At 62.6% G+C, this 26,801-nt stretch carries 26 protein-coding genes; 16 read left to right on the forward strand and 10 right to left on the reverse strand.

All coding sequences use genetic code 11. From position 1 onward, the window contains the following. Window positions 1–27 precede the first annotated feature (27 nt). The 7 genes from A7D21_RS17240 to A7D21_RS17270 all read left to right on the forward strand — a co-directional run bounded on the left by A7D21_RS17240 (window position 28) and on the right by A7D21_RS17270 (window position 6,122). On the forward strand, window positions 28–792 hold the full coding sequence (locus tag A7D21_RS17240) for a hypothetical protein (RefSeq protein WP_053255528.1): 765 nt from the start codon (window positions 28–30) through the stop codon (window positions 790–792). Between the two features lie 23 nt (window positions 793–815). Further along, window positions 816–1,244 (forward strand): hypothetical protein, encoded by a 429-nt coding sequence (locus A7D21_RS17245; protein ID WP_053255527.1) that lies wholly within the window; start codon window positions 816–818, stop codon window positions 1,242–1,244. A gap of 71 nt (window positions 1,245–1,315) precedes the next feature. Continuing rightward, window positions 1,316–1,981, forward strand: a complete 666-nt coding sequence (locus tag A7D21_RS17250) for a response regulator transcription factor (protein WP_053255526.1) — start codon at window positions 1,316–1,318, stop codon at window positions 1,979–1,981. Then, window positions 1,957–3,303, forward strand: a complete 1,347-nt coding sequence (locus A7D21_RS17255; protein WP_053255525.1) for an ATP-binding protein — start codon at window positions 1,957–1,959, stop codon at window positions 3,301–3,303. The genes A7D21_RS17250 and A7D21_RS17255 overlap by 25 nt, the downstream gene beginning before the upstream one ends. Before the next feature lie 90 nt (window positions 3,304–3,393). Then, the gene (locus A7D21_RS17260) at window positions 3,394–4,341 is read left to right on the forward strand and encodes an ornithine cyclodeaminase family protein (RefSeq protein WP_053255524.1); all 948 of its coding nucleotides are present in this window, start codon (window positions 3,394–3,396) and stop codon (window positions 4,339–4,341) included. Between the two features lie 21 nt (window positions 4,342–4,362). After that, entirely contained in the window at window positions 4,363–5,496 is a 1,134-nt protein-coding gene (locus tag A7D21_RS17265; protein ID WP_053255523.1) for an FAD-binding oxidoreductase, read from the forward strand. Further along, on the forward strand, window positions 5,496–6,122 hold the full coding sequence (locus A7D21_RS17270) for a transcriptional regulator (protein WP_069552222.1): 627 nt from the start codon (window positions 5,496–5,498) through the stop codon (window positions 6,120–6,122). Before A7D21_RS17265 ends, A7D21_RS17270 begins: the two co-directional genes overlap by 1 nt. A gap of 93 nt (window positions 6,123–6,215) precedes the next feature. On the opposite strand, the gene A7D21_RS17275 is transcribed toward A7D21_RS17270, so the two are convergent. After that, window positions 6,216–6,992 (reverse strand): ABC transporter substrate-binding protein, encoded by a 777-nt coding sequence (locus tag A7D21_RS17275; protein WP_069552223.1) that lies wholly within the window; start codon window positions 6,990–6,992, stop codon window positions 6,216–6,218. 336 nt (window positions 6,993–7,328) lie between these two features. Here A7D21_RS17275 and flgG point away from each other — a divergent pair, with 336 nt between their 5' ends. The 5 genes from flgG (at window position 7,329) to A7D21_RS17295 (ending at window position 10,548) form a co-directional block, all read left to right on the forward strand. Next, the gene (flgG, locus tag A7D21_RS17280; protein WP_069552224.1) at window positions 7,329–8,114 is read left to right on the forward strand and encodes a flagellar basal-body rod protein FlgG; all 786 of its coding nucleotides are present in this window, start codon (window positions 7,329–7,331) and stop codon (window positions 8,112–8,114) included. A gap of 100 nt (window positions 8,115–8,214) precedes the next feature. Next, window positions 8,215–8,964 (forward strand): response regulator, encoded by a 750-nt coding sequence (locus A7D21_RS17285; RefSeq protein WP_069552248.1) that lies wholly within the window; start codon window positions 8,215–8,217, stop codon window positions 8,962–8,964. Next, window positions 8,961–10,022, forward strand: coding sequence for an ATP-binding protein (locus A7D21_RS17290; protein ID WP_053255519.1), 1,062 nt, complete (start codon window positions 8,961–8,963; stop codon window positions 10,020–10,022). Before A7D21_RS17285 ends, A7D21_RS17290 begins: the two co-directional genes overlap by 4 nt. A gap of 17 nt (window positions 10,023–10,039) precedes the next feature. Further along, on the forward strand, window positions 10,040–10,246 hold the full coding sequence (locus A7D21_RS34435; RefSeq protein ID WP_078828017.1) for a hypothetical protein: 207 nt from the start codon (window positions 10,040–10,042) through the stop codon (window positions 10,244–10,246). Further along, complete coding sequence (locus tag A7D21_RS17295; RefSeq protein WP_053255518.1) at window positions 10,243–10,548, forward strand: hypothetical protein; 306 nt, start codon at window positions 10,243–10,245, stop codon at window positions 10,546–10,548. The genes A7D21_RS34435 and A7D21_RS17295 overlap by 4 nt, the downstream gene beginning before the upstream one ends. Before the next feature lie 77 nt (window positions 10,549–10,625). On the opposite strand, the gene A7D21_RS17300 is transcribed toward A7D21_RS17295, so the two are convergent. Beyond that, complete coding sequence (locus A7D21_RS17300) at window positions 10,626–11,471, reverse strand: DNA/RNA non-specific endonuclease (protein WP_069552225.1); 846 nt, start codon at window positions 11,469–11,471, stop codon at window positions 10,626–10,628. Window positions 11,472–12,172: 701 nt separating this feature from the next. Between A7D21_RS17300 and A7D21_RS17305 the strand changes: the two genes are divergently transcribed. Both A7D21_RS17305 and A7D21_RS17310 read left to right on the forward strand, forming a co-directional pair. Next, a complete protein-coding gene (locus A7D21_RS17305; protein ID WP_069552226.1) occupies window positions 12,173–13,213 on the forward strand; it encodes an aromatic ring-hydroxylating dioxygenase subunit alpha in 1,041 nt (346 codons plus the stop codon). Further along, a complete protein-coding gene (locus tag A7D21_RS17310) occupies window positions 13,210–14,160 on the forward strand; it encodes a PDR/VanB family oxidoreductase (protein ID WP_069552227.1) in 951 nt (316 codons plus the stop codon). The genes A7D21_RS17305 and A7D21_RS17310 overlap by 4 nt, the downstream gene beginning before the upstream one ends. Window positions 14,161–14,166: 6 nt before the next feature. Here A7D21_RS17310 and A7D21_RS17315 read toward each other — a convergent pair whose 3' ends face one another. The 6 genes from A7D21_RS17315 to A7D21_RS17340 all read right to left on the reverse strand — a co-directional run bounded on the left by A7D21_RS17315 (window position 14,167) and on the right by A7D21_RS17340 (window position 22,213). Then, window positions 14,167–14,880 (reverse strand): GntR family transcriptional regulator, encoded by a 714-nt coding sequence (locus A7D21_RS17315; RefSeq protein ID WP_053255514.1) that lies wholly within the window; start codon window positions 14,878–14,880, stop codon window positions 14,167–14,169. Between the two features lie 55 nt (window positions 14,881–14,935). Continuing rightward, entirely contained in the window at window positions 14,936–16,648 is a 1,713-nt protein-coding gene (locus A7D21_RS17320) for an acyl-CoA dehydrogenase (RefSeq protein WP_069552228.1), read from the reverse strand. Window positions 16,649–16,682: 34 nt separating this feature from the next. After that, complete coding sequence (locus A7D21_RS17325) at window positions 16,683–17,924, reverse strand: thiolase family protein (protein WP_053255512.1); 1,242 nt, start codon at window positions 17,922–17,924, stop codon at window positions 16,683–16,685. Then, a complete protein-coding gene (locus A7D21_RS17330) occupies window positions 17,921–19,795 on the reverse strand; it encodes a feruloyl-CoA synthase (RefSeq protein WP_069552229.1) in 1,875 nt (624 codons plus the stop codon). Before A7D21_RS17330 ends, A7D21_RS17325 begins: the two co-directional genes overlap by 4 nt. A gap of 62 nt (window positions 19,796–19,857) precedes the next feature. Beyond that, window positions 19,858–21,306 carry an aldehyde dehydrogenase gene (locus tag A7D21_RS17335; RefSeq protein WP_069552230.1) on the reverse strand — a complete coding sequence of 483 codons (1,449 nt, stop codon included), beginning with the start codon at window positions 21,304–21,306 and terminating at the stop codon, window positions 19,858–19,860. Between the two features lie 76 nt (window positions 21,307–21,382). Next, window positions 21,383–22,213: a p-hydroxycinnamoyl CoA hydratase/lyase gene (locus tag A7D21_RS17340; RefSeq protein ID WP_010567568.1), complete on the reverse strand. Its 831-nt coding sequence runs from the start codon at window positions 22,211–22,213 to the stop codon at window positions 21,383–21,385. A gap of 213 nt (window positions 22,214–22,426) precedes the next feature. Here A7D21_RS17340 and A7D21_RS17345 point away from each other — a divergent pair, with 213 nt between their 5' ends. Then, window positions 22,427–22,915 carry a MarR family winged helix-turn-helix transcriptional regulator gene (locus tag A7D21_RS17345; protein WP_069552231.1) on the forward strand — a complete coding sequence of 163 codons (489 nt, stop codon included), beginning with the start codon at window positions 22,427–22,429 and terminating at the stop codon, window positions 22,913–22,915. A gap of 5 nt (window positions 22,916–22,920) precedes the next feature. On the opposite strand, the gene A7D21_RS17350 is transcribed toward A7D21_RS17345, so the two are convergent. After that, window positions 22,921–24,246, reverse strand: coding sequence for an OprD family porin (locus A7D21_RS17350; protein ID WP_083272202.1), 1,326 nt, complete (start codon window positions 24,244–24,246; stop codon window positions 22,921–22,923). A gap of 306 nt (window positions 24,247–24,552) precedes the next feature. Between A7D21_RS17350 and mhpT the strand changes: the two genes are divergently transcribed. After that, window positions 24,553–25,782 (forward strand): 3-(3-hydroxy-phenyl)propionate transporter MhpT, encoded by a 1,230-nt coding sequence (mhpT, locus tag A7D21_RS17355; RefSeq protein ID WP_069552233.1) that lies wholly within the window; start codon window positions 24,553–24,555, stop codon window positions 25,780–25,782. On the opposite strand, the gene A7D21_RS17360 is transcribed toward mhpT, so the two are convergent. Further along, window positions 25,779–26,726: a transporter gene (locus A7D21_RS17360; RefSeq protein ID WP_069552234.1), complete on the reverse strand. Its 948-nt coding sequence runs from the start codon at window positions 26,724–26,726 to the stop codon at window positions 25,779–25,781. The two genes, mhpT and A7D21_RS17360, sit on opposite strands and share 4 nt — an antisense overlap. Window positions 26,727–26,801: the final 75 nt, after the last annotated feature.

Raw genomic sequence — 26,801 nt, forward strand, 5'->3', positions numbered from 1 at the left:
ACCGCGCAGTCAAGGAGAGGTAACCCCATGAATGCCACAGCAGCCCGTTGGCTGAACAAAGTACCCGAGGTGACGCTGTCATTCTGGGTGATCAAGATATTGTCCACGACCGTGGGCGAAACCGGCGCGGATTACCTCGCCGTCAATGCCGGCTTCGGCGCCGGCTGGACCAGCCTCGGCATGGCTGCGCTGTTGGCCGTCGCGCTGTTCGGGCAGATGCGCACCAAGGCCTACACGCCCTGGATTTACTGGCTCACCGTGGTGCTGGTGAGCATCGTCGGCACACAGATCACCGATATCCTCACCGATAAACTCGACGTCAGCCTGTACCTCAGCACAGCGATTTTTGCGGGCCTGCTCGCGCTTAACTTTGTGGTTTGGTATCGCACCGAGCGCAGCCTGTCGATCCGCGACATCGTCACGCCACGGCGTGAGTGGTTTTACTGGACGACGGTGCTCTGCACGTTTGCCCTGGGCACCGCTGCCGGTGACCTGGCCACCGAAGCGCTGGGCCTGGGCTTCACGCTCGGCGCGGTGATTTTCGCCGGTTTGATCGCCGTGGCCATGGTGGCCTGGCGCGTGGGCGTCAACAGCGTGCTGACCTTCTGGGTCGCCTACATCCTCACCCGACCTTTCGGCGCCTCCCTCGGCGACCTGCTGACCCAAGCCAAGACCTATGGCGGCCTGGGCATGGGCGCCAGTTGGACCAGCGCGCTGTTCCTCTGCGTCATTGTCCTGCTGGTGGCCGTCGCGCAAATCAGTGTCAGCAACCGCAAAGCCATTACCCAATAACGACTCACCTCAAGGAAACCCTCATGCGCGTTCAAAACATGATCCGCCACGCCGCCATTGTTTCAGCGATCTTTATGCTGGGCATTGCCACCGGCTGCTCCAAACCTGCCGACAAACCCCAAGACACCGCCGGCGGCGCCACCGTCACGAGCAGCCAAGCCCATGCGTCAAAACTGGGCGACCTGTCCGAATTCCGCGCCATCGCGGCGGACGTGTCGGCGCTTGTCGCCAAGCACGACCTGGCGGGTGCCAAAGCCCGCATCAAAGACCTGGAAACCAGCTGGGATGCCGCCGAGGCCGGGATCAAACCTCGGGCCGCGAACGACTGGCACGTGCTGGACAAAGCCATCGACCGTGCACTTTCGGCCCTGCGTGATGGCAACCCGAACCAGGCCGACTGCACCGCCTCGATGGAGGACTTGCTCAAGACCTTCGATGCGATGAAAGGCTGACATCAGACAATCATGCTTCAATACAGACGCGGTGATCCTTTCACCGCGTTTGCTTTTGCTGCGGAGGCGACATGCGGATACTGCTGGTCGAAGACGACCCGATGATTGGCGATGCCATCCAACGCGCGCTCAGCGATGCGAGCTATGCCGCCGACTGGGTCAAGAACGGCCTCACCGGCCTCGCCGCACTCGACACCCAACCTTACGACCTGGTGCTGCTGGACCTGGGCCTGCCCGGCAAGGACGGCCTCGATGTGCTGGACAGCATCCGTGGGCGCAACAATCCCGTGCCGCTGCTGATCATTACCGCCCGTGACAGTCTCGATGACCGCCTGCGCGGCCTCGACAGTGGCGCCGATGACTATCTGCTCAAACCATTCGACATCTCGGAATTGCTCGCGCGTATCCGTGCGGTGTTGCGCCGCAAAGGCGGGAACGCTCTGCCGTTGCTGGACAATGGCAGCGTGTCGCTGGACCTGCTCACCAAGCAAGCCAGCACCGACGCGCATCGCAACGTCGCCCTTTCCAGTCGCGAATTTGCGCTACTGCAAGCCCTGCTGATTCGCCCAGGAGCAATCCTCTCGCGCAGTGAGTTGGAAGACCGCCTGTATGGCTGGGGCAATGAGGTCGAAAGCAACGCCATCGAGTTCCTGATTCACGCCTTGCGGCGCAAGTTGGGCAGTCATGTGATCAAGAATGTCAGGGGCATGGGATGGATGGTTTCAAAAAGCGTTTGAGTGAATCGGTCCAACTGCGGCTGTCGGTCACCCTGTCCCTGGCCATTTTGCTGGTGGCGCTGGTGGCCAGCGTGTTTGCCTTTGTCTCGGCCTTCGACGAAACCCACGAACAGCAGGACGACACCTTACGCCAGGTCGCGATGCTGTATGACCGCCAGCAGATGACCCTGCACTACCCACAAGGCCCGGCCATTGATGGCGATGACGAAGAATCCCGGGTAATCATTCAACACCTGGGCGACGGCCGGCGCGCTACGGGCATCAACGATGAAGCCTTGCCCTTGCCCTTCCCCACAGACCTCGCTGACGGGCTGTCCACCGTTGAGGTGAGCGGTGAAAACTTTCGCGTGCTGGTGCACACCACGGCACGTGGCGAACGCATTGCCGTGGCCCAGGAATCCGATGCCCGCGACAAGGACGCCCGCGAAAGCGCCTGGCGCAGTTTGTTGCCGTTCCTGATCTTGTTTCCGGTGCTGCTGTTGGTGGTTGGCGATCTGGTGCGCAAGTTGTTTCGCCCGATTGGTGTGCTCGCCGCCGAGATCGACCAGCGCGCCGAGCAGGAACTGCACCCCATTGAAGAACAACACCTGCCCAGCGAAGTGCGCCCGTTTGTGGTGGCGATCAATCGTTTGCTGGCCCGCGTTGAGCAGTCGATGGACAGCCAGCGGCGCTTTGTCGCCGATGCCGCTCACGAACTGCGCTCGCCGATGACCGCCCTGGCCCTGCAAGCCGACCGGCTGGCCGCCACTGACCTGTCGCCCATGAGCCGGGAGCGTTTTGAGCCGCTGTCACGCGGCATCCAACGCGGCCGCACATTGATCGATCAACTGCTGAGCCTGGCGGCGGCGCAGTCGGCGTCGGAGCGCGTGCAAACATCGCTGTCGGTGCATGCCGTGTATCGCCAGGTGCTAGAAGACCTATTGCCGTTGGCCGAGCGCAAACAGATCGACATCGGTGTTGAAAGCACTCAGGACGTGCAGGTGATGTTCAACGCGATGGACCTGTTCACGCTGGTGAAAAACCTGGTGGATAACGCCATTCGCTACACCCCGCCGGGTGGGCGTATCGACCTGTCGGTGGCGGTGATGGCTGACACCATTCAACTGCAAATCAAAGACTCGGGGCCCGGTATTTCAGTCGAGGAACAGGCGCGGGTGTTTGACCCGTTCTATCGCAGCCTGGGCACCGACGAGGCCGGTTCCGGCTTGGGTTTGTCGATCGTCAAGGCGATCACCGATCGCACCGGGGCGCAGGTGCAACTGTCATTTACCGACGCCGAGGAGCAGCGCGGGTTGTGTGTCAGCGTGTGGCTTGCGAAATAACCCTCAGCCGCCAGCTTTTTTTCGCCTGGATATTGCCTGCCAGAACTAAAAGTCCATAATGGACAAATTAGTTTATCTGCGGAGATAGCCATGTCCAGCACGCCTCAAGTGATCAACCAAGCCCAAGCACGCGAACTACTCGCCAAGGTTGACGTGCCCCGGGTGCTGCGCAAGCTGTTCCGCGACCTGGCCGCCGGGCTGGCGGTGCAGCCGGCGCAGCAATGCGTGGAGTTCCCGCAAGGGGCCGGCGATTTCATCAACTATTTGGGCGTGCTGACCGAAGACGCGGTGTACGGGGTCAAGACGTCGCCCTATATCGTGCGCGAACAAGGGCCGCTGGTGACGGCATGGACATTGTTGATGTCGATGCACACCGGTCAGCCGCTGTTGCTGTGTGATGCGGCCGAGTTGACCACCGAACGCACGGCCGCCACGACCGCCTTGGCGGTGGACGCCCTGGCGCCTGCAGCCGCCCGACGCCTGGCGATTATCGGCAGTGGCAAGGTTGCCCAGGCGCACCTGCGCTATGTGCAGAACCTGCGCGACTGGCAGCACATCAGCCTCTTTTCACCGCGCCTGGACCGTGCCAGCGCCGATACCCTGGCCCATCTCAACGGCCTCGACCCGCGCTTGACCCTCGCCAGCAGCTGCGAGGCTGCGCTGCAAGACGCGGACGTGATTCTGCTCTGCACCTCGTCGGCCGGCCCGGTGATGGACCCCGCGCGCCTGAGCAAACCGGCGCTGATTACCTCCATCAGCACCAACGCCCCACGCGCCCATGAAGTACCGCCGCACTGCCTCAACGACATGCATGTATTCTGCGACTATCGCCAGACCACCCCGGGCACGGCCGGCGAAATGCTGATCGCCAGCGAACAACACGGGTGGGACAAACGGGCTGTCATCGGTGACCTGCCCGAGTTGCTCAGCGACATGGCGCAGCGCCCCGACTACGACCGCTGTGTGTTTTTCCGCTCGATCGGGCTGGGCCTGGAAGACGTCGCACTGGCCAATGCCTTGTATCAAATCCGGCGCTAAGCCCTTTTTTTGGAGATGTTCATGAGCCATGCAGACTTCATCATCATCGGCGGCGGCATTGCGGGCGCTTCCACGGGTTTCTGGCTGTCGCAGCATGGCAAAGTGCTGGTGCTGGAGCGTGAAAACCACCCGGCCTACCACTCCACCGGGCGTTCGGCGGCGCTCTACACCGCCGCGTATGGCACCCCGCAAGTGCGCGCGTTGACCCTGGCCAGCCGGGCGTTTTTCGACAACCCGCCGGCGGGTTTCTGTGAGCATCCGTTGCTCACGCCGCGCGGCGAAATGACCGTGGACTTCAGCGGCGACCCGGCGGAACTGGAAAGCCAATACCTGAGTGCCAAAGCCACGGTGGCACAGGTGGAGCGCCTGAGTGTCGACGAAGCGTGCGCGCGGCTACCGATCCTGCGGCGCGAAAAAGTCCACGGTGCAATCTTCGACCCGACGGCCAGCGACATCGACACCGACGCCCTGCACCAGGGTTATTTGCGTGGCATTCGCCGTCACAACAGCGACGTACGCACCGACAGCCACGTGCTGGGGCTGACGCGTGACGCCGACGGCCTGTGGCACGTGCGCACCCAGGATGCGACGTACACCACGCCCATCATCATTAACGCCGCCGGCGCCTGGGCCGACCATATCGGCGCATTGGCCGGCGCGGCGTCCATCGGCTTGCAGCCCAAGCGTCGCTCGGCGTTTATCTTCGCCGGGCCTGAAGGCGTCGACACCCATCAGTGGCCGATGCTGGTGGCCCTCGACGAAGCTTTCTACATGAAACCCGATGCGGGCATGTTCCTCGGCTCACCGGCCAACGCCGACCCCGTCGAGCCGCAGGATGTGCAGCCCGAAGAGCTGGACATCGCCATGGGCATTTACCAGATCGAAGAAGCCACCACCCTGACCATCCGCCGCCCGACCCGGACTTGGGCCGGGCTGCGCAGTTTTGTGCACGACGGTGATTTGCTCTCCGGCTTCGACGCACAGGTGCCGGGGCTGTTCTGGGTCGCGGCGCAAGGCGGCTATGGCATTCAGACTTCACCCGCCATGGGCCAGGCCAGTGCGGCCCTGGTGCGCGGCGCGCCGCTGCCGGAGCAACTGACGCGGTTCGGCCTGGACGCTGGTATGCTCTCGCCCGTCCGCCTGGAGCCGCATTGATGAACACCGCTGAGCAAGACAAGGTTGTCCAGAACTTCCGCACGATTGCCGATGCGATCGCCACGTTGTTCTTCCCCCACGCCGAAGTGGTGCTGCATGATTTGCGCACGCAAAAAGTCGACTACATCGCCAATAACCTGTCGAAACGGGCCATCGGTGATGACTCGGCCCTGGAGGACATGCTCAGCGATGACATCCATGAAGTGAATATCGGCCCGTACGAAAAGCTCAATTGGGACGGTCAGAAAATTCGCAGCTTGAGCAGCGTGCTCCACGACCACAAAGGTCGCCGGCTGGCGGTGTTGTGCATCAACCTGAATATCTCGCTGTTAGAAAACGCCAAGGCGGCACTGGACCTGTTCCTGTCGCCGAGCAAGCTGATCCCGCAACCGGACTCACTGTTTCGTGATGACTGGCAGGAACGGATCAACACCTTTTTGCATGCCTGGATGCGCGAACGCCAGCTGAGCCTGAACCTGCTGACCCGGGACCATAAACGTGAGCTGGTGCTGGCGTTGCATGCCGAGGGCGCCTTCAAAGGCAAGAGTGCGTCGAACTATGTGGCGAATGTGCTGGGGATGGGCCGGGCGACCGTCTACAAGCACCTCAAGGAATTGAAGGGTTGAACAGATAATCCTCGCCACACCTGCGAGCCACGGTGGGCGCTGGCTTGCCCGCGCCCACCGTCACCCAGGTTGTGTTCAGGACCGCATTCGCAGTCAGTCGCCGTAGATATCCGACTTGAAGTACTGCTGTGAAATCTTCTGGTACTCACCATTGGCACGGATACCGTCGATGGCCGTGTTCAACTCACTGACCAATGCCGTATTGCCCTTGCGCACCGCGATCCCGGCGCCCTCGCCCACGTATTTCGGGTCCTTCAGCTCCGGGCCGACAAAGGCGTAGCCCTTGCCGCGCGGCATCGCCAGGAAGTCACTCAGGGGGATGGTGTCGGCAAAGATCGCATCCAGGCGACCTGACGCCAGGTCCATGTAGATTTCTTCGTTATTGCTGTAGCGCTTGACGTTGATGCCCTTGGGCTCGAACACCTCGGTGGCATAGCGGTCGGTGGTGGTGGCGCGTTGCACGCCGACGGTCTTGCCCTTGAGGCTGGCGTACTGGTCGTCCACGGCTGCACCGTCCTTCATCACCAGGCGCGAAGACGTGAAGTAATACTTGTGGGAGAAATCCACCGACTTCTTGCGGTCTTCGTTGATGGTCATGGACGACAGGGCCATGTCGATTTTCTTCACTTTCAGGGAAGGAATCAGCCCGTCGAACTCACCCTCGACCCACACGCACTTGACCTTCATCTGAACGCACAACGCGTTGCCGATGTCGTAGTCGAACCCGACGATCTTGCCGTCCTGGGTCTTGGAGGCGAACGGTGGGTACGCCGCCTCGATACCGATGCGCAGGGTTTTCTCGGCGGCCAGCACATGGCTGGAGGCAAGCAGGCTCAGGGCCAGGCCGGTGATCAGCGTGCGTTTCTTCATGATCGTTGTCTCGCAAGTTGTTGTTGGTTTGGCAAGCGTGAAGAAAGGGAGAAGTGCAACGTGTATTTGTACTTATAATTCCATACTGGACTTTTACGTATTGATCGTCAATCCGCCGCTATCCCGGCCACCTCCGTAAAACCTGATCTGAATTGCCATAGGCCCTGCACACACCTGGAGGCACTGGGGTGTGATAAAGGGGGGATGCGCGCGGCGCACAAAATTATTGCCCGTCTCCATCGTTTCTCCACAAAACCTCCCATGAAAGCGCACGTTGATGACGCACAATTGCGATCGCCGTGGCGCCTCGTGGCGCGGGCTTACCAGGAGAAACAGATGATTCCTGCCCTGTACGTCGCAAAAACCGGGTTGTCTGCCCAGGACACCCAACTGACGACAATTTCCAACAACCTGGCGAACGTTTCGACCACCGGTTTCAAACGTGATCGCGCTGAATTCCAGGACCTGCTGTACCAGATCAAGCGCCAGCCAGGTGCCAAGTCGACGCAGGACAGTGAGCTGCCTTCAGGGTTGCAGCTGGGCACCGGCGTGCACATCGTCGGCACGCAGAAAAACTTCACCAGCGGCAGCCTGCAAACCACCGGGCAGCCCCTGGACCTGGCACTCAACGGCCGGGGGTTCTTCCAGGTCCTGCAACCGGATGGCACCACCGGCTACTCGCGCGACGGCACGTTTCACCTGAACGCCAACGGCCAGGTCGTCACGGCAAGCGGCTTCGCGCTGGAACCGGCGATTGTCGTGCCGGACAACGCCAAGACCTTTACTGTGGGTCAGGATGGCACGGTGTCCATCACCGTGGCCGGCAACCCCGCCTCACAAGTGATCGGCAACCTGCAAACGGCCGACTTCATCAACCCTGCAGGCTTGCAGGCGATCGGCAACAATCTGTTTCTGGAAACCGCGTCCAGTGGTGCACCTCAGGTCGGTACGCCGGGGGGCAACGGTTTTGGCACCACCCTGCAAAGCACCCTGGAGACCTCAAACGTGAGCACCGTCGAAGAGATGGTCAATATGATCACCACGCAACGCGCTTATGAAATGAATTCAAAAGTGATTTCCACAGCCAACCAGATGCTGGGCACCCTCACCCAGAAGCTATGATCACTCCTTGGAAACGCGGCCATGGACCGGCAGCCACGACCAGGCAGATACGCGCGAGCACACGGACGTAAAAGCTCGCCGCGTATTCACCGAGCAGACCATGACTGATATTCCCGTTGCATCAATGCCCCGTCCGGACAGCGCCAGAGAAACCCAGGCACTCGTGCTGATTGCCGAAGATGAACCTGAAATCGCCGACATCCTGCTGGCCTATCTCAAACGCAGTGGCTTTCGCACCGCACACGCACGTGACGGCCGCCAGGCCCTGGAAATGCACCTGACGCTCAAGCCGGACCTGGTGTTGCTGGATGTGCTGATGCCCCACGTGGATGGCTGGCAGGTGCTTGCCGAAGTGCGTCATCGCGGCCATACGCCGGTGATCATGCTGACGGCGCAGGATCAGGACATGGACAAGCTGATGGGCCTGCGCATCGGGGCCGACGACTACATCGTCAAACCGTTCAACCCGGCCGAAGTGGTTGCGCGCACCCAGGCCGTACTCCGACGCGCCATCGCTTACCACTACCGCGCCAGCCCCACGGTGCTGCGGGTGGACGCGCTTGAAATTGACCTTGAAAGCTATGAAGTCACGGTGACCCTCGCCGGCCGAAGAGTGCCGCTGGCCTTGACGGTGACGGAGTTCAGGTTGCTGGCCCAACTGGCCAAGGCGCCGAAAAGAGTGTTCAGCCGCGCCGAACTGCTGGCCCAGTGTTCACCGGAAAGTGACAGCCTGGAGCGTACCGTCGACAGCCACATCAGCAAACTGCGCCGCAAGCTCGAAGACCTCGGCTTACAAGGCGTACCCACCAGTATCCGGGGGGTGGGCTACCGGTTTGGGTGTGTGTCGTGAAGGGTCTCAATGGCTTGAGCCGCCAGATCATCCTGTCCATGTCCGCCGTGGTGTTGTGCGTGATCGCCCTGGCCGTGATCGGCTCTTATATTTTCTATGCGTTGCTATGGACGTATTGGCCGCTCACGGACGAAGAAGTGAATGAGTGGCTGCCAGCCAACATCGAATGGGTGTGGATGGGTTTGACCACGTGTGTGAGCCTGGCGGTGGGCTCGATTGTGGCCTTGAAGCTGTCTCGACGAATTCTGATGCCACTGAATTCCGTGGCCGAGAACCTGCGCAAACTCGCCGACGGCGACCTGGATGTACAAGCGGTTGCCGGTGACCAGTCGATTGGCGAAGCAGCCATCCTGGTGAACGATTTCAACAGCATGGCTAAACGCTTGCAGCGTATGGCGCAGGAACAGGCGTTCTGGAATGCGGCAATTGCCCATGAGCTGCGCACGCCACTGACCATCTTGCGGGGGCGCCTGCAGGGCTTGGCCGAAGGCGTATTCGAACCGGATACCGCGCAGTTCTACAGCTTGTTGGGCCAGGTAGAAGGACTGACACGCTTGATCGAGGACTTGCGGGTGGTCGGCCTGGCCGACAGTGGCTACCTGGAACTCAACCTGCAGGAAGCCGACCTGGCCACGGGCATTGAGGACGATGTGCGGCTGTTCGAACCCAGCCTCACTGCCGCCGGCTTTGTCCTGCAACTGGACCTGCAACGCCGCACGATGCGCTGCGACCCGGCGCGAATCCGCCAGGCGCTGCTGGCGCTGTTGGACAATATCCGACGGCACGCGACACCCGGAAACGTGATCGTGCACCTGAGTACCCGCGACGGTTTCAACTACCTGCGCGTGCGCGATGACGGCCCCGGTATCGACGAACGCTTCGCGACGCATTTGTTCGACGCCTTCCAACGCGGCGAAAACTCCCGTTCACGCGCCCAAGGCGGCAGCGGCCTGGGCCTTGCGGTGGTGCGCGCCATCGCCCTCGCCCATGGCGGCGCCGTGACCTGCCGGCGCATGGAAAACGGCGGCACGCTGTTCGAACTCAGCTGGCATGTTTGATTTAACGAGGTACCGCGATGCGTAGCTTTTCCTGGGTGTTCAGGAAAACCACCGACTACAGGCACTTTGCTTTGCTGGATGCCGAGCACGTGTGTATTGCGTTCAAGAGCTGTCGCACCAAACCCGTCGGCGAGCACTGGGTGGAAGTTGAACGCGTCAACCTGTCCTGGCTCGGACGACCGCTTCCAGGCTGCCCTCGCGCAGAGGAGCGAGTGTCGACATGAGCAATGAAGTGGCCCGACTTGAGGCGTCGTTAAGACTGCACACGCGGCGCTTGAAAAAACTGCAGCGCGCCTGGGTTCCACTGCAGCAATGCGCGCCCAAGTGGGTATTGGTGTTATGGATTGTCGGCGTCTGCGTGTCGCTGGGCACCCAGTGCTACGGCCACTGGCTGGTGACCGCACCGATGATCTGCGTATTGATCGTGGCGGAAATCATCGTCGAGGAGCGGCAGATGACACTGTTATTGCGCGCGGACCACGCGCGCGATCTGCTCAGGCGGGCGCGACTTGACGGCGGGTATTGATCACAGCGTCGTTCAGCACACGCCGCAAAAACCGGGGCCGCCAACGAACGGCAGCCCCTGTTCCGCGTTTTACACGGCTATTTACAGCCGATCCGGCTCGGCAATTGGCCCTGCTTCGCCTTCAGTGCGGCCTGCACCGACGGCGGCAACTGGTTCCAGAACGTGAGCCCGGAGCGCTCTTCGATGTGCTCAACCGTCACCTGATAATCACAGAAGTTCGCACCTTTAGGCGTTTCCTGGTTCATCACAAACGAGGCATACAGGCCGTCTTCCGGTGAGCGGCCCACAAAGATGATCTTCCAGTACCCGCTGGGAATGGTATGGACCTTGTTCGTGCCCGGCAGCGTGCCGACAAAATGCTCATACAAAGGCTCGGTGGTGACATACACCTGGTCGATGCCGGGCGCTTTGCTGAGGTTGCGCTCCTGGTCTTCAAGGTGCGCCCAGGCCCCCTGGTTGAGCTCGGCCTTTTGCGGCGTGATATTGGACAGGTAATTGAGGGTCTGCCAGTCAGGGACGCCGGCCATCGACGCGAGATTGGCCTGATGGCCACGGTCGACTTTGAGCGCGACATTGGCGCCGTTGTAATCCACCGGGTCGAGCGTTTCCCCTGCGGGGATATCCGGGTCGGTCTTCCAGTCGCGCGGGCGACCGCTGGCCGGGGTGTCCTTGGTGATTTTGTACGAGACCCAGTTCGCAAACTTGGTCGAGCCATTGTTGTTCAACGTGTACGCCTGACGGTTCAAGGTCAGCGGGCTGCCGCCAGCGGGGCACCCCACCGAACAGTTATCGAACGGCAATGCCTGCTGCTGCTGCGGCTGGGCGGGGATCGCGGATTCGCGGGTTCTATCGGGTGTCGTACAGGCCGCTACAAGCGGGATCAACAAAAACGCCAGGTGCTTGAACTTCATACTTCCATGCATGGTGTAGCTCCTTGTGGGTGACTCAATGACCACGGTAAATGGCACGTCGACTGCTGCGGTTCCTTCGCGAGACGACCTGCACACTGAACCACTCCAAACATTTCAATATGAGCAGAGGGTCTGGTTTTTTTGCGGGTTCGGGCTGGCCGACGGCTGAATGCCCAGAGAGACGCGGTGAGCGTCAGGTAGAGCGCCAGCACCTGATGCTCGCGTGGAAACTCTAACGGAGCCGGCCACACGATGGAATCGAACTGACCCGTCGTGCGTTTAATCTTGTACGGGTTCGTAGCGGATTGTCCTGGATTCCAGTGGCTTTGCGCACAAACTTCCTCGCCAACACGCGCGGTTTATCCACGGTGGCCAGGTTCAGAGCCACCCCAGCCGCACGATGCAGGCGGCCAGGCCGCGCACTGCCTGCGGTGTTCGGCGGGAATAAAGCCTCGGGGGTGGGTCGAGCGTTCGGCGGCGCCTTTATTGAGGACTGCTTCGCGTTGAAGTCGGTGATGATCCGCTGCTGAACGCAATCCCATGATGGCCTGACAGCCGACCCGGAACCCGATTGAAGGCGATTTATGGATCCATTAAACCCTTTTGCGTCCGATAATCGCCCGGAATAACCCGATTACCGGCTTGACCGCCACCTGACTCTCCAATTTAATGGATCCATTAAATAACAATAATCCGTTGCCTGGAGAGTCACCATGTACCCGAAGAACACGTGGTATGTCGCTTGCACCCCCGATGAAATCGCGCAAAAACCGTTGGGCCGGCAGATCTGCGGTGAAAAAATGGTGTTTTATCGTGGCCTGGAAGGCGCCGTGGTGGCGGTCGAGGACTTCTGCCCCCATCGTGGCGCACCGCTGTCGTTGGGCTATGTCGAAAACGGCCACCTGGTGTGCGGCTATCACGGCCTGGTCATGGGCGGTGACGGCAAGACCGTCGATATGCCGGGCCAGCGGGTGCGCGGCTTTCCCTGCAACAAAACCTTCGCCGCCGTTGAGCGCTACGGTTTCATCTGGGTCTGGCCGGGTGATCAGGCCCAGGCCGACCCCGCGCTGATCCACCACCTGGAGTGGGCGGTGAGTGACGAGTGGGCCTACGGCGGCGGGCTGTTTGATATCCAGTGCGATTACCGCCTGATGATCGACAACCTGATGGACCTGACCCACGAAACCTACGTGCACGCCTCCAGCATCGGCCAGAAGGAAATCGACGAAGCGCCACCCGTGACCACGGTGAACGGGGACGAAGTGGTCACTGCTCGGCATATGGAAAACATCATGGCCCCGCCGTTCTGGCGCATGGCCCTGCGCGGCAACAACCTGGCCGACGATGTACCGGTGGACCGCTGGCAGATCTGCCGCTTCACGCCGCCCAGCCATGTATTGATCGAAGTCGGCGTGGCCCATGCCGGCAAGGGCGGCTACACCGCCGCCGCCGAGCACAAGGCCGCGAGCATCGTGGTGGATTTCATCACTCCGCAAACCGACACCTCGATCTGGTACTTCTGGGGCATGGCGCGCAACTTCAACCCGCAGGATGAGGCACTCACCGCCAGCATTCGCGAAGGCCAGGGCAAGATTTTCAGCGAAGACCTGGAAATGCTCGAACGCCAGCAACAGAACCTGCTGGCCCACCCGACGCGTAACCTGCTCAAGCTGAATATCGACGCCGGCGGCGTGCAGTCGCGCAAGGTCCTGGACCGCCTGATCGCCCGGGAACGCGCCGGAGCGCCAACATGATTGAAGTCGTGGTGACATCCCGCCGCACCGAAGCCCAGGACATCTGCAGCTATGAACTGGCCAGCGTCGATGGCAGCCCACTGCCGGCTTTCAGCGCCGGTGCGCACATCGACGTGCACTTGCCAGACGGGCTGATCCGCCAATACTCGCTGTGCAATCACCCGCAAGAGCGGCACCGCTATGTGATCGGCGTACTCAACGACCCCGCGTCCCGAGGGGGCTCGCGCAGCCTGCACGCCCACGTGCACACGGGCACCCGCCTGAGCATCAGCGCACCGCGCAACCTGTTCCCGCTGGCCCACGAAGCCCGGCGCAGCCTGCTGTTTGCCGGAGGCATCGGCATTACACCCATCCTGTGCATGGCCGAGCGCCTGGCACACACGGGGGCCGATTTCGAGCTGCATTACTGCGCCCGCGCCCGTGAGCGTGCGGCATTTGTGCAGCGTCTCAAGGCGTCATCGTTTGCCGAGCGGGTGTTCCTGCATTTCGACGAGCAGCCCGACACCGCCCTGCATGCCGCCGAGGTACTGGCGGCGCCGGCAGACGACGTGCACGTGTACGTCTGCGGCCCCGGCGGGTTCATGCAGCACATACTTGAGAGTGCCCGGGCCCAGGGTTGGCAAGAAGCCTGCCTGCACCGTGAATACTTTTCGGCGGCACCGGTGGACAGCAGCCTCGACGGCGGGTTTTCGGTGCAGATCGGCAGCAGCGGCGAAGTCTTCGAGATCCCGGCCGACAAGAGCGTGGTGCAGGTCCTGGAAAGTCACGGCATCGAGATTGCCGTGTCCTGCGAACAGGGGATTTGCGGCACCTGCCTGACCCGCGTGTTGCAAGGCATACCGGAGCATCGCGACCTGTTCCTCACCGAGCAGGAACAGGCGCTGAATGACCAGTTCACGCCCTGCTGCTCGCGCTCGAAAACGCCCTTGCTGGTGCTCGATATCTGAACCGCATCACGACGCGGGCAGGATCACCTTCATGCGTGCGTCGGCGGTGGCGGCGCTGAAGATTTCGGCATAGCGCAAGGTCGCGTTGGCATGCTCGCGCATGATCGCTTCGGCGCGCGCGCCCTGGCGGTTGACCAGCGCGTCGAAGACCGAGTGATGTTGCATGTGGGCATAGTTGAAGCGCCGGTACTCGCGGGCCATGTCCTCGCGGTCCACCGCCAGCGCCGTCACCGACGCAAAGGGCAGGTGGTCATTGCGCGCCAGGGCATCGGCAATCGCCGGGTTGTGGCTGCCTTCGACGATGACCTGGTGAAAGCGCATGTTCAGGTCGTGATAGACCTCAAGGTCGTCTTCGGTCACATAGCCCTTTTCGAACAGTTGATCGCCCTCGACCAGGCAGCGCTCCAGCACGGCACGCGCTTGAGCCGACAACCCCTGCTCGGCGGTCTGGCGCGCCGCCAGGCCTTCGAGCACGCCGCGCACTTCAACCGCACCGGCAATGTCGCTGGGGCTCACCGAGCGCACCTGATACCCGCGCCCGCCGAACGGCACCAGCAGCCCTTCCTGCTCCAGGGTACGGAAGGCCATGCGCACGGGCATGCGCGACACGCCGAAGCGCTGCGCCGTGGGCGTCTCCATCAGCCGCTCCCCCGCCACCAGCTCCCCGCTGGCAATCATCTTGCGCAGTGCGACCAACACCAATTGACCGGGCTTACTCATCCAGGCAACTTCCAGAAAACATGGGCCGCCATAGTACCGCAAGCGCCTGCCGGCGTCAGACGAACGCCAGCGCTGCACGGGCGCTGTCTATCGCCCCCAGGTGCTGGGCCAACCGGGCAGGCAGGTAATCAAAAAAGAACCCGGCACTTTGCAGCTTGGCGGCGCGTAACGGGTCCTCTTCGGGCAATGCCCTGGACACCCGTGCCGCCCGCGCCCAGGCAAAGGCCAACAGTGCCACACCGCACAGCTGGAGAAAATCCGGCGCTGCCCGATAGGGGTATTCGCGGTCTTCCTGCGCCTGTTCACGCAGGGCGCTCACCGTCGCGGCCAGTGAGTCGCACAGGTTGCCCAGTGCCTCGGCGAACGCCGCGCACTCGGCGTACAGCGCGCCCTGCCCGGCCTCTGCACGCAACGTGTCGAGCAGCAAGCCGAACGCCCGACCGTCATCCCCGAGCACCTTGCGCAGCAGCAGGTCGTTGGCCTGGATCTCGTTACTGCCCTCGTAGATCATTGCAATGCGACTGTCGCGCAGGGTCTGTTCGATGGCGAACTCGGCGACATAGCCGTAGCCACCGAAGACCTGCAGTGCATTACTCGCCTGGCGAAAGCCCTGCTCGGTGAAAAACGCCTTGATGATGGGCGTCAGCAGTTGCGCCAAGGCGACGGCCGATGCGTCCTGCTGATCGAGCAGGTGCGCCGCCCAATACCCGATGGCGCGCATGCCCTCGCTAGTGGTGCGCAGCTCCAGCAACACGCGGCGCATGGCCGGGTGATAATGGATCGGGTCGGCCGCCTGGGCGGCCACTGCTTCAGGCCTTGACGGTGCGCGCATCTGCACGCGCTCGGCGGCGTACTGCCGGGCGTTCTGCCAGGCGGCCTCGGCATGCCCCAGGCCTTGCAGGCCGACATGCAGGCGCGCCGAGTTCATCATCACGAACATCGCGGCCAAACCGCGATTGGCGTCGCCGATCAGCCAGCCTTGGGCCGCGTCGAACACCAGCGAACAGGTGGCACTGCCCTTGATACCCATCTTGTGTTCAATGCCGTCACAGCGCACCCCGTTGACCTGGCCAGCGTCCAGTAACTTGGGCACCAGGAACAGTGAAAGCCCGCGACTGCCCGACGGCGCATCAGGCAGCCGCGCCAGCACCAGGTGCAGGATATTGGCCGTGAGGTCATGCTCACCGCCGGAGATAAACAGCTTGCTGCCGCTCAGGCGATAGCTGCCATCCGCCTGGGGCTCGGCACGACAGCGCAGTAAACCGACATCGCTGCCGGCCTGGGGCTCGGTCAGGCACATGGTGGGCAAGGCCTGCCCGCTGATGATCGCGGGCAGGTAACGCGCCTGCAACCAGGGTTCGCCATGCGTCTTGAGGCACAGGTAGGCGCCGTGAGCGATGCCGGTGTACATGGCCCAGGCGTGGTTGCTGGCGTAGAGCATTTCTTGCAACGCGGCGTCGAGCAGTTGCGGCAGGCCCTGCCCGCCCAGCGCCTCGGCGCACGCCAACCCTGGCCAACCGCCTTGGGCATACGCGCGATACGCCTCGGCAAAACCGTCCGGGGTGCTGACCTGGCCCGCCTGCCAACGGCAGCCCTGGCGGTCGCCGCTGCTGTTCAACGGCGCCAGCACGCCTTGGGTGAAACGGGCGGCCTCCTCCAGCACGTGCATCGCCAGGGGCAGGTCCAAAGCCTCCCATGCGTCGTGGGCCTGCAGCCAATGCTCAAGCACAAATTGCATATCGCGCAGGGGCGCCTGATAGCTCCACATCGAGACACCTCATCAAATTAAACAGGCTGTGTATTCAAGCGCGCCAGGCGGGATTTTCGATCAACAGCGCCATGCCCTGCCCGCCGCCCACGCACGCCGCGGCAATCCCGTAGCGCAGGTTGTGCTGGCGTAATTGCCGCGCCAGGCTCATCACCAGGCGCAACCCGCTGGCCGCCAGTGGATGGCCCAGCGCCAGGGAACCGCCTTGGACGTTGAGTCGATCGCTGTCCAGCTCCAGCTCCTGGGCCACCGCCAGCACCTGGGCGGCCTGGGCTTCATTGATCTCGAAGCGGCCGATGTCGCCCAGGCTCAGCCCACTGCGCTGCAGCAACAGGCGGATCGCCGGCGCCGGGCCAATGCCCATGAACTCCGGGGCTACACCGACCACCGCGCTGGCCAGCAGGCGTGTCAGGGCCGGGCGTGTGCAATCAGACGCGCGCCCTACCAGTGCCGCCGCCGCCCCGTCGACCACCGCACAACTGTTGCCGGCGGTTTGCACCCCATCGGCATGCACCGCACGCAACCGTGCCAGGGCCGCCAGGTCGGTCGGCCGTGGGTGGCTGTCTTGGCTGACAACCCCCGCCTGGCGCGCCAGGCTGATGCGCCGCGATTGATAACCCTCAAGCTCGAACACTTGGTTATCCACCGGGACGATTTCGTCGACCCAGGCACCCTCCTGTTGCGCCTGCAACGCGCGCTGGTGGCTGGCGCAGGCATAACGGTCCACGGCCTCGCGACTCAGGCCATAACGCCGCGCCAGGTTATCGGCAGTGGCGATCATGTCCAGACCTGGGGCCGGGTCGTACAGCGCTTCCCAGAGGAAATCCTTGAATTGCACTTCGCCCCCCAGGCGGAACCCACCGCGGTGGGTGTAGGCCGCAATCGGGTTGCGTGACATCGATTCAGCCGCCACGCACAAGGCCAGTTGCACCTCGTCGCGCAGTTGTTCAGCGGCCTGGCGCAACAGCTCGAAGCCGGTAGCGCAGATGCGCTGCACCCCCAGCGCCGGGACCGCTTGCGCCACACCGCTGTACAAGCCGATATGCCGTGGCAGCAAGTAGGCATCGAAGCTGGCCTGGGCCATGGAACCGGCCAGCACACTGTCAACCGCCTGCCCCTGGAGGCCGGCGCGAGCCAGCACTTCACGGCCAACCTTGATGCCCAGGTCGATGGGCGACACCTGGGACAGCGCCCCGCCGAGGTCAACCCACGGCGTGCGCACGGCCTCGAACATCGCCGCATCGGCAAACGCCGAATACTGCCCGGCGCCGCTCACGGTTTGGGCCCGGCACGCAGGATTGTCGGGTCTTCGCCGCGATACAGCGCTTCAACCTTGGCCGCACGCCATTGCAATACCGCGCGCTGGTTGATCGAGCCTTTGTCGGTAATTTCCCCACGGTCGATGGACGCCGGCTCGTCGAGCACGGCAATCCACTCCAGGCGACTGGCATTGCCGGTGGCCTCGCGATTGAGCCGTTGCAGCCAGTCGCCGAACCATTGGCGCACCGGCGCGCTGTTGAGCACCTCGGCGTCGCTGGCCTCTGCGTTCAAGCCCGACAGCCGGCGGCATTCATAGGCCCTGGGGAACACCAGCGCTCCCAGGCATTCGCGGTCCGGCGCGGCGATCACCAGGTCCTGCACATAGGGTGAGCCTTCGAGCACCGCACGATTGCGCAACGGACCGACGCTGACAAACACCCCGGAGGACAGCTTGAAGTCTTCGGCAATACGCCCGTCGAACATCAGCCCCCAGTGTGGCTGATGGGGATCGGCGAGCTTGATCGCATCACCGGAACAGTAATACCCCTGCTCATCGAACACCTCGGCGGTTTGCTCGGGCGCGCGCCAATACCCCGGCATGATGTGCGGCCCGCGAAAACGCCCTTCAAACTTGCCGTCCACCGGCACCAGGCGCACCTCGCAGCCTGGCGCGGGCAAGCCGATATAGCCGGCCATGGACAACGGCCCGGTGGTGAACGTGCAGGACGGCGCGGCTTCGGTCATGCCCAGCCCGGCCATCATGCGGATACGCTCGCCGCAGTGCTGTTCGGCCACGCGGTCGAGGCGGTCCCAGACACTTTGCGACAGGCCGGCGGCAGCGAAGAAGAACAGTTTCATCCGCGCAAAGAACCGCTCGCGCAACGCGGCGTCCTGTTCCAGGGCGTTGACCAATTCTTCCCAGCCCTTGGGCACCGTCAGGTAGGCGGTGGGCGAAATTTCCTTGAGGTTGCGCAGGGTCTGGGCAAAACCCTGGGTTGTGGGTTTGCCGTCGTCGAGGTAAAAGGTGCCGCCGTTGTAGAGCACGATGCCGACGTTGTGGCTGCCGCCAAAGGTGTGATTCCACGGCAGCCAGTCCACCAGCACCGGCGGCTCCTCGCCGAACACCGGAAATGTCTGCAAGAGCATTTGCTGGTTGGCGCACAGCATGCGCTGAGTGGTGATCACTGCCTTGGGCAGTTTGGTCGAGCCCGAGGTAAACAGGAATTTGGCAATGCTGTCGGGTCCGGTGGCGTTGAAAGCCGCGTCGGCCTCAGTACCGGCCGACGTGTGCAACAGGCTGGCGAAGCTGATCTGAGTGCGCCCGGGCAACTGGCCGCGCACGCTGATCAGCGGCGTTTCGGGCGGCAATACGGCATCGATCGCCCGCTGGTAGGCCGGCGCGTCGCTGACGAACACCAGACCGGGTTGCAGCAGGTCACAGACATGCCGCAGCTTGGCGAAATCCTGGGACAACAACGAATACGCCGGCGATACCGGGCAGTAAGGAATACCGGCGTACATCGCGCCGAGGGCGACCTGCAAATGTTCGATGTCGTTGCCCGACAGCAATGCCAGCGGCTTGTCCGCCGACAGCCCGTAACTCAGCAGGCCCTGGGCAATCGCGCGTACGCCGTCGAGCATCTCGCGGTAGCTGACACGGCGCCAATCACCGCCGGCCTGGCGTGCCGCGATAAACGTCTGCTCGGGCCGCACCCGCGCCCAATGCACCAGGCGATCGAGCAAGCGCGCCGGCAACTCGGCCAGGGGTTCCAGGGAGCGCATGTGCAACACGCCCTGTTCTTCAGTGACCGCCACCGGTGCGTGGCCGATGGAGACCTCGCGGTATCGCGGTGCGGGCTGGGGTTGCGGTCGGAATTCGGAACTCACAAGGGTGTCCTCCAGCAAGGCGGATCACAGCCGCCTTGTTATTGTTAGGTCGCAGCAACTGCTCAGATCGGGTAATGCCGTGGCCCGTTCTGCAAGGTCACCCAGCGCAATTGCGTGAAGTGCTCAATGGACGCCTTGCCACCAAAGCTGCCGTACCCACTGGACTTGACCCCACCAAACGGCATCTGCGCCTCGTCATGCACCGTCGGGCCATTGATATGGCAAATACCCGACTCGACCCGCTGCGCCAGCGCCAGCGCGCGCCCGGTGTCGCGACTGAAGATCGCCGCCGACAGGCCGAACTCGGAATCGTTGGCCAGCCGCAACAAGGCTTCATCACCCTCACCACGCAGCAGCACGGCAACCGGGCCAAAGGACTCTTCGCGGTACACGCGCATCTGTTCGGTGACACCCTCGATCAGGGTCGGCTGCAGGATGCTGCCCGCCAGTTGGCCGCCTGCCACCAGCCGCGCGCCCTTGGCCAGGGCATCGTCGATCAGGGCCTTGATGCGTGTGCCGGCGCTGGCGTCCACCAGCGACCCCAGTACCGAATCCGCCGCCGCGGGATCACCCGCATGCAGGGTCGCGACCTTGGCCGCCAGCTTGGCGGTGAACGCATCGGCGACCTTGGCATCGACGATCAGGCGTTCGGTGGACATGCAAATCTGGCCCTGGTTGAAATAGGCGCCAAACGCCGCCGCCGCTACAGCAGCGTCAAGATCGGCATCGTCGAGCACCAGCAACGGCGCCTTGCCACCCAGTTCCAGCAACGCCGGCTTGAGGTGACGCGCCGAGAGCTCGCCGACAATCCGCCCGACATGGGTCGAACCGGTGAAGTTGACCCGCCGCACTGCCGGGTTGGCGATCAGCCGCTCGACAATCGCGGCGGCATCCGCCGGGGCATTGCTGATGACGTTGACCACGCCATCGCCCAAGCCTGCATCCTGCAATACCTGGCCAATCAGGCGGTGCACCGCCGGGCTTATTTCCGAGGCCTTAAGCACCACGGTATTCCCGCAGGCCAGCGGCATGGCGATGGCGCGAGTGGCGAGGATGACCGGCGCGTTCCACGGCGCGATGCCCAGCACCACGCCGCACGGTTGACGCAAGGCCATGGCGAAACTGCCGGGGACATCCGAGGGAATCACCTCGCCTGTGATCTGGGTGGTCATCGAGGCCGCTTCGCGCAGCATATTGGCCGCCAGGCGCACATTGAAGCCATACCAGTTGGCCATGGCGCCGGTCTCGCCGGCGGCGGCGATGAATTCACTGCTGCGCGCCTGCAATTGCTCGGCAGCGTTGAGCAAGCGGGTGCGGCGTTCGTTGGGCGCCAGCGCCGCCCAGGCAGGGAACGCGGCTTGGGCGGCGGCGACGGCGGCGTCGGCATCTTCCAGGGTCGCAGCGGCCACCCGCGAGACCACTTCACCGGTCACCGGGTTGCGACGTTCGAAGGTTCGACCGTCACGGGCGGGGCACGACTGGCCGCCGATCAACAGGGGCACGTCCAGCATGGTGATTCCTCTTTATTGTCTTTATCGGGAACACGTTCAAGCAGGGTACAACGGCGCGGCCAGGCGGCCGCGCCCTTCAGCGTTTATAGGCCTGCAGGCCAGGCTTGATGCTCTTGTCGTCGAGGAACTGTTTCATGCCCTGCTCGCGACCGCCTTCGGTGTCGAGCAGACGCGACTGATCGAGCTTGGCGTAGAGGTAATCCTCGTTCTGCTCCCAGGTCAGTTCGCGGCAGCGCTTGAAGCCATGCTTGGCGGCACGCAGCACCACCGGGTTTTTCTCGAGCAGGTTACGCGCCAGTTCGATGGTCACTTCGCGCAGTTGCGCCAGCGGCACGCTTTCGTTGACAAGGCCCATTTCGGCGGCTTTCTGCCCGCCAAAGGTCTTGCCGGTCATGATGTAGTACAGCGATTGACGATGGCCCACGGTGTCGGCCATGGCCTTGCTCACCAGGTTACCCGGCGGGATGCCCCAGTTGATTTCCGAAAGGCCGAAGGTCGCTTCGTCGGCGCAGATCGCCAGGTCGCACGCCACCAGCGGGCTGAAGCCACCGCCGAAGCACCAGCCATTGACCATGGCGATGGTCGGCTTGGCGTACATGCGCAGCAGTTTCCATTGCCATTGCGAGGCTTCGCGGCGGATTTTCTCCTGGAGGATTTCCGGGCCGGCATCCACTTCGCGAAAGTATTCCTTGAGGTCCATGCCCGCCGTCCAGGCTTCGCCCGCACCGGTGAGGACCAGCACGCCGGCGGCAGGATCCTGCTCGAGGGTTTCCAGGACGTCGATCATTTCCCGGTTCAGGGTCGGGCTCATGGCGTTGCGTTTTTCCGGACGATTGAGAATGACCCAGGCGATGCCTTCTTCGATCTCAACCTTGACTGTGGTCCAACGGCCTTCGTAATTGCTCATGGCGGTACGCTCTTGTTCTGGGTGTGAAGATGATTCGAAATTAAACCGCAAATATAGTTATGTCAATTAACTATTAATCTGAATAACCAATATTTTTCCTGCTTAAAACCCGCGTGGCGCATGCGCTGTGAAAACCCGGCATAGCCATAGCGCGCCAACACCGGCAAACTAGATACTCTTATTAACCTGCACCTTCTGAGGATTGCACTGCCAATGGCCAAGCCTTCCACCATCGCCACCGCCAGCCAGGCCCTGCCCGACAACGACGAGGTACGGCCGCCGCTGGATTCAGCCCTGGACGATCTGATCGGTTACGCCATGCGCCGCGCCCAGCTCAAGCTGTTCCAGAACCTGATCGGCCGGTTGTCGGACCACGACCTGCGCCCGGCGCAGTTTTCGGCCCTGGCAATCATCGAGCAGCACCCTGGGCTGATGCAGGCCGACCTGGCTCGCGCCCTGGCCATCGAGCCGCCCCAGGTGGTGCCGTTGCTGAACAAGCTGGAAAGCCGCGCCCTCGCCGTGCGGGTGCGCTGCAAGCCGGACAAGCGCTCCTACGGGATCTTCCTCAGCAAGACCGGCGAAACCCTGCTCAAGGAACTCAAGGACATCGCCGCACAGAGTGATCTGGACGCCACTGCCGCCCTTGACGGCCAGGAACGTGAAGAGCTGCTGCGCTTGCTGAAGAAGGTCTATCAGGACTGATCGGCTTACCAGAGCGCCACGGTGTAGAGCACCAGGAAACGGGTCTGGTTTTCATCGCGAAAGGCCGCGCCGCTCGGGAAGTCATTGCGGTAGATCGACTTGCGTGCCATGAACCCGACGTTCTTCAGCGGGCCGCTCTGAATCACATACCCCAGTTCCATCTGGAACTCGCGCTCCTTGCGATCCTCGGCGTTGAAAGCGGCCAGTTCGATGTGGTCGCCACGCACATAACGCAGCCGAGTCTTCAGCCCCGGCACGCCTGCTGCCGCGAAGTCATAATCGTAGATGGCCTGCCAGGTGCGTTCCTTGGCGTTGAGAAAGTCCGAGCTCATGGTCAGCTCGCTCATGCCCATCAACTCTGTTCCCGAGATATAGGGCGTGGCCGTCTCCCCGCTTGAGTGCATGTAGCCAAGGCTGACGCGATGGCCGCCCAGGCGGTAGCCAAACAACGCCGAGAGGTTGCGGTTATCCACCTTGCCCGCCTTGGCACTGCCATCCTCACGGCTGAAAAAACTGCGCAGGTCGCTGGTGAGCACACCATCGCCCACCGGCAGGTTGTGCAGCAGCGCCAGGGTGTCCTGCTGGTAGAGGTCCGCGATCTGCGAGTGATAGACCCGCAGGCTGAGGTCTTTGTTGACCTGATAGTCACCGCCCACATAAGCCAGGTGCGAGGTGGTGGCGGTGGCGTTGAAGCGCCGGTTGGGTGAGGCGATGGTCATCGCCTGGTAGTCGGTGGAGTCGCGCTTGTTGATGCGGTCGATATAGCCCGTGTTGAGTGTCAGGCCATCGATGTCCTTGGAGCTCAACGTGGTGCCGCGAAACGTTTGCGGCAGCAGCCGCGACGGGCTGGCAAAGGCAAACGGCAGGAAGATCGACACATCGCCGGCCTTGACCGTGGTTTGGGCGAACCGCAGTTTGGCGGTTGGGGCCAGCCGCGAGTACTCGTCGGCGGCGCGCTTGTCGCTGGCCGAAACCGGCAACAACTCGGTACCGCTGCGGTCCGGCGAAGAGTCGAGCTTGACCCCCATCAACCCGCGTACATCCAGGCCAAAGCCCACCGGGCCAAGGGTGTAACCCGATTCCAGGTTGAGGATAAACGCCTGGGCCCATTCCCGCGCGGCGGTCTTCGCACCGTCGTCCTTGTAGTCGCGGTCCAGGTAGTAATTGCGCAAGGTCAGGGTGCCGTGGCTGTCGTCGATAAAACCTGCAGCCCATAGCGAACCGGGCAGCACGCTCAAGGCCAGCAATGCCATCAGCCGGCGTGGAGTGTTGTTCGACACACAGGAAACGGACGCCGCTGCAACGGCGCCCTCCATAGGGAGTTCTGGCATGTTCGATGTCCATTTTTGTTGTTGTTATTGGGTTGGCGCACGCGCGGCCCTGTCAGCCTCGCAAACAAAGAATGGAAACAGCCGACGGTACTCGTCAACCGTAACTGACCGATAATCGAACATTAATAAAGCTATCTATTTTTTAGCCATTCACAAACAAGTATCTCAATCGATTGAATCTAATCACTTTATTCTGTTTTTTTACGGATTTTATTCCACGATTCATTTTTTAGTTATATTTGTTATCTTAATCTTCAGCAGCCACTCAAGCTCGCCACCACAACAAAAACAACAATGAGGTTTGCCATGGACAGTCCATCGCGTCGTTCGACGCTGACTATTGCGTTGTGCTTTATCGTTGCGCTGATCGAAGGGTTCGATCTGCAAGCCGCCGGCACCGCCGCCGCCGGGTTACGTCAAACCTTCGCCCTGGATCCGAAGATGCTCGGTTGGGTGTTCAGCGTCGGCATCATCGGCCTGCTGCCGGGGGCGTTCTTCGGGGGCTGGGTTGCCGACCGGATCGGGCGCAAGAAAATCCTGGTGAGCGCCGTGCTGCTGTTCGGGCTGTTTTCCCTGAGCACCGCGTTTGTTGACAGCTACTCAAGCTTGTTGCTGGTGCGCTTTCTCACCGGCCTGGGGCTGGGCGCCGCGTTGCCCAACCTGATCGCGCTGTGCGCCGAAGCGGTGAGCGAACGCAATCGTGGCACGGCCATCAGCGTGATGTACTGCGGGGTGCCCCTGGGGGGTGCATTGGCCGCAGTGGTGGCGATGTTTTCCAGTGAGCACTGGCAGACCACGTTTATTATCGGCGGCCTGGCGCCCTTGCTGGCCGTGCCGCTGATGATCCTGCTGCTGCCTGAATCCAGCGCCTTTCGCCAACAGTTCGACAACACGCACGGCGCCCGCCCCTCCACCGGCCAGGCGCTGTTCGGCGACGGTCGCGCGCGCACCACACTGGCCTTGTGGCTCAGCTACTTCTTCACCCTGACCGTGATGTACATGCTGCTTAACTGGCTGCCGTCGCTGTTGCTGGAACAGGGTTTCAGCAAACCCCAGGCGGGCATGGTGCAGATGCTCTTCAATATCGGCGGCGCCCTGGGTTCGCTGCTCGGCGGCGTGCTGCTGGACCGCTGTAATGCCCTCAAAGTGGTGGTGTCCGTGTATGCCGGGTTGCTGGCGGCCCTGGCCGGGGTCGGGCTGTCGGTGGGCATCGTGCCCATGGCTATTGCCGGCTTTGCCGCCGGCTTGTTCGTGATGGCTGCGCAGTTGGTGCTGTACGCCTCGGCACCGCCCTCGTATCCAACCTCGGTGCGTGCCACCGGCGTCGGTGCCGCTGTGGCAGTGGGCCGCCTGGGTTCGGTGGCCGGGCCGCTGGCGGCCGGGCAACTCCTCGCCGCCGGCGCCGGCACGGCCGGCGTACTGCTGGCGACCTCCCCCGGCGTGGTGATCGCCGCACTGACCATCATCAGCGTCATGGTGCGTACGGCGCCACTGAACCTGGCCACTCCGCAAGCGGCCAGGCCCACCAAAGCCTAGAACTGGTGCAGCCAATTGAGCACCAGCTTGTTGCCCTCGGTGCGGTTCTGCGCCTGCTGTTCGAAGTAGGCGTTCACCGATAGCACGTTCTCCTTGTTGAAGGCGTAGACCAGGCCTGGGCCGATGGCCCAGACCTTTTCGCGACGCCCGCTCACAGCGTGCCCGTCCACCTGGGTGTCGGTGATCTGCTTCAGCCAGTAGCCGTTAACCCCCACGCTCAGTTGCGGGTTCAAGGCATATTGCAGCGTCAGGTTGGCATGCAATGCCTGGCCGGCCTGGGTATCGGAAACATCCCCGAAGCCTGCCTGCGGATCATCATTCTTGCCATTCCACAGGTACATGAAACGCCCGCTCGCCGACCATGTCGGGCTGAACCAGTACGTCGCCGCGTAATACGGGTTGAATGACCAGAAGTTGCTGCCGGGGTTGATCGAGCGATGGCGGTCATAGGCCCCCACCGGGATCGAAACATCAGCCTCGACACGCTGGGTCAACAGCGGGCTGCCATCGGCGCGGTTCAGGCTTGGCAGTTGCAGGAAGGCACCGACCGTCAGGTCACCGAAGCCAGCACGGGAACTCAACGCCGCATTGTGCAACCCATCGTCGACATTCACCTGGGCCAGGGAAGTGTTGATCAGGGTGAACCCGGGCATCGCGCCATTGGCCAGGGGCTGGCCGACGTAGATGATCTGCGTGGTGGGCGCCACCACTTCCAGGTCCTGCCTGGGCAGCGCCAGCTTGTTGCCGTGGGCATCATTGAAACGGCTGGCCCGCGAGTAGGTCAGGTACTCCTCCAGGTACCAACCGGGGCCGCCCGGCGCTGGCGAGCCGTCGTAGAAACTGGTGCTGCCGAGGTTGAGTCCGGGCAGGTCGTAGGCATGTGCAGTCGATGTCAGTGCGACAAATGTCGTGGCCGCAACCGTCCGCAAGATAGGCTTGAGCATCTTGTATGTCCTGTATTTTTGTTGTTGTTCAAGACTCCCGGCACGCAGGGGCCGCACCGGGATTTATCGCTGTGC

The organism is Pseudomonas sp. AP19, from assembly GCF_001728855.1.
Taxonomy (GTDB): Bacteria; Pseudomonadota; Gammaproteobacteria; order Pseudomonadales; family Pseudomonadaceae; genus Aquipseudomonas; species Aquipseudomonas fluorescens.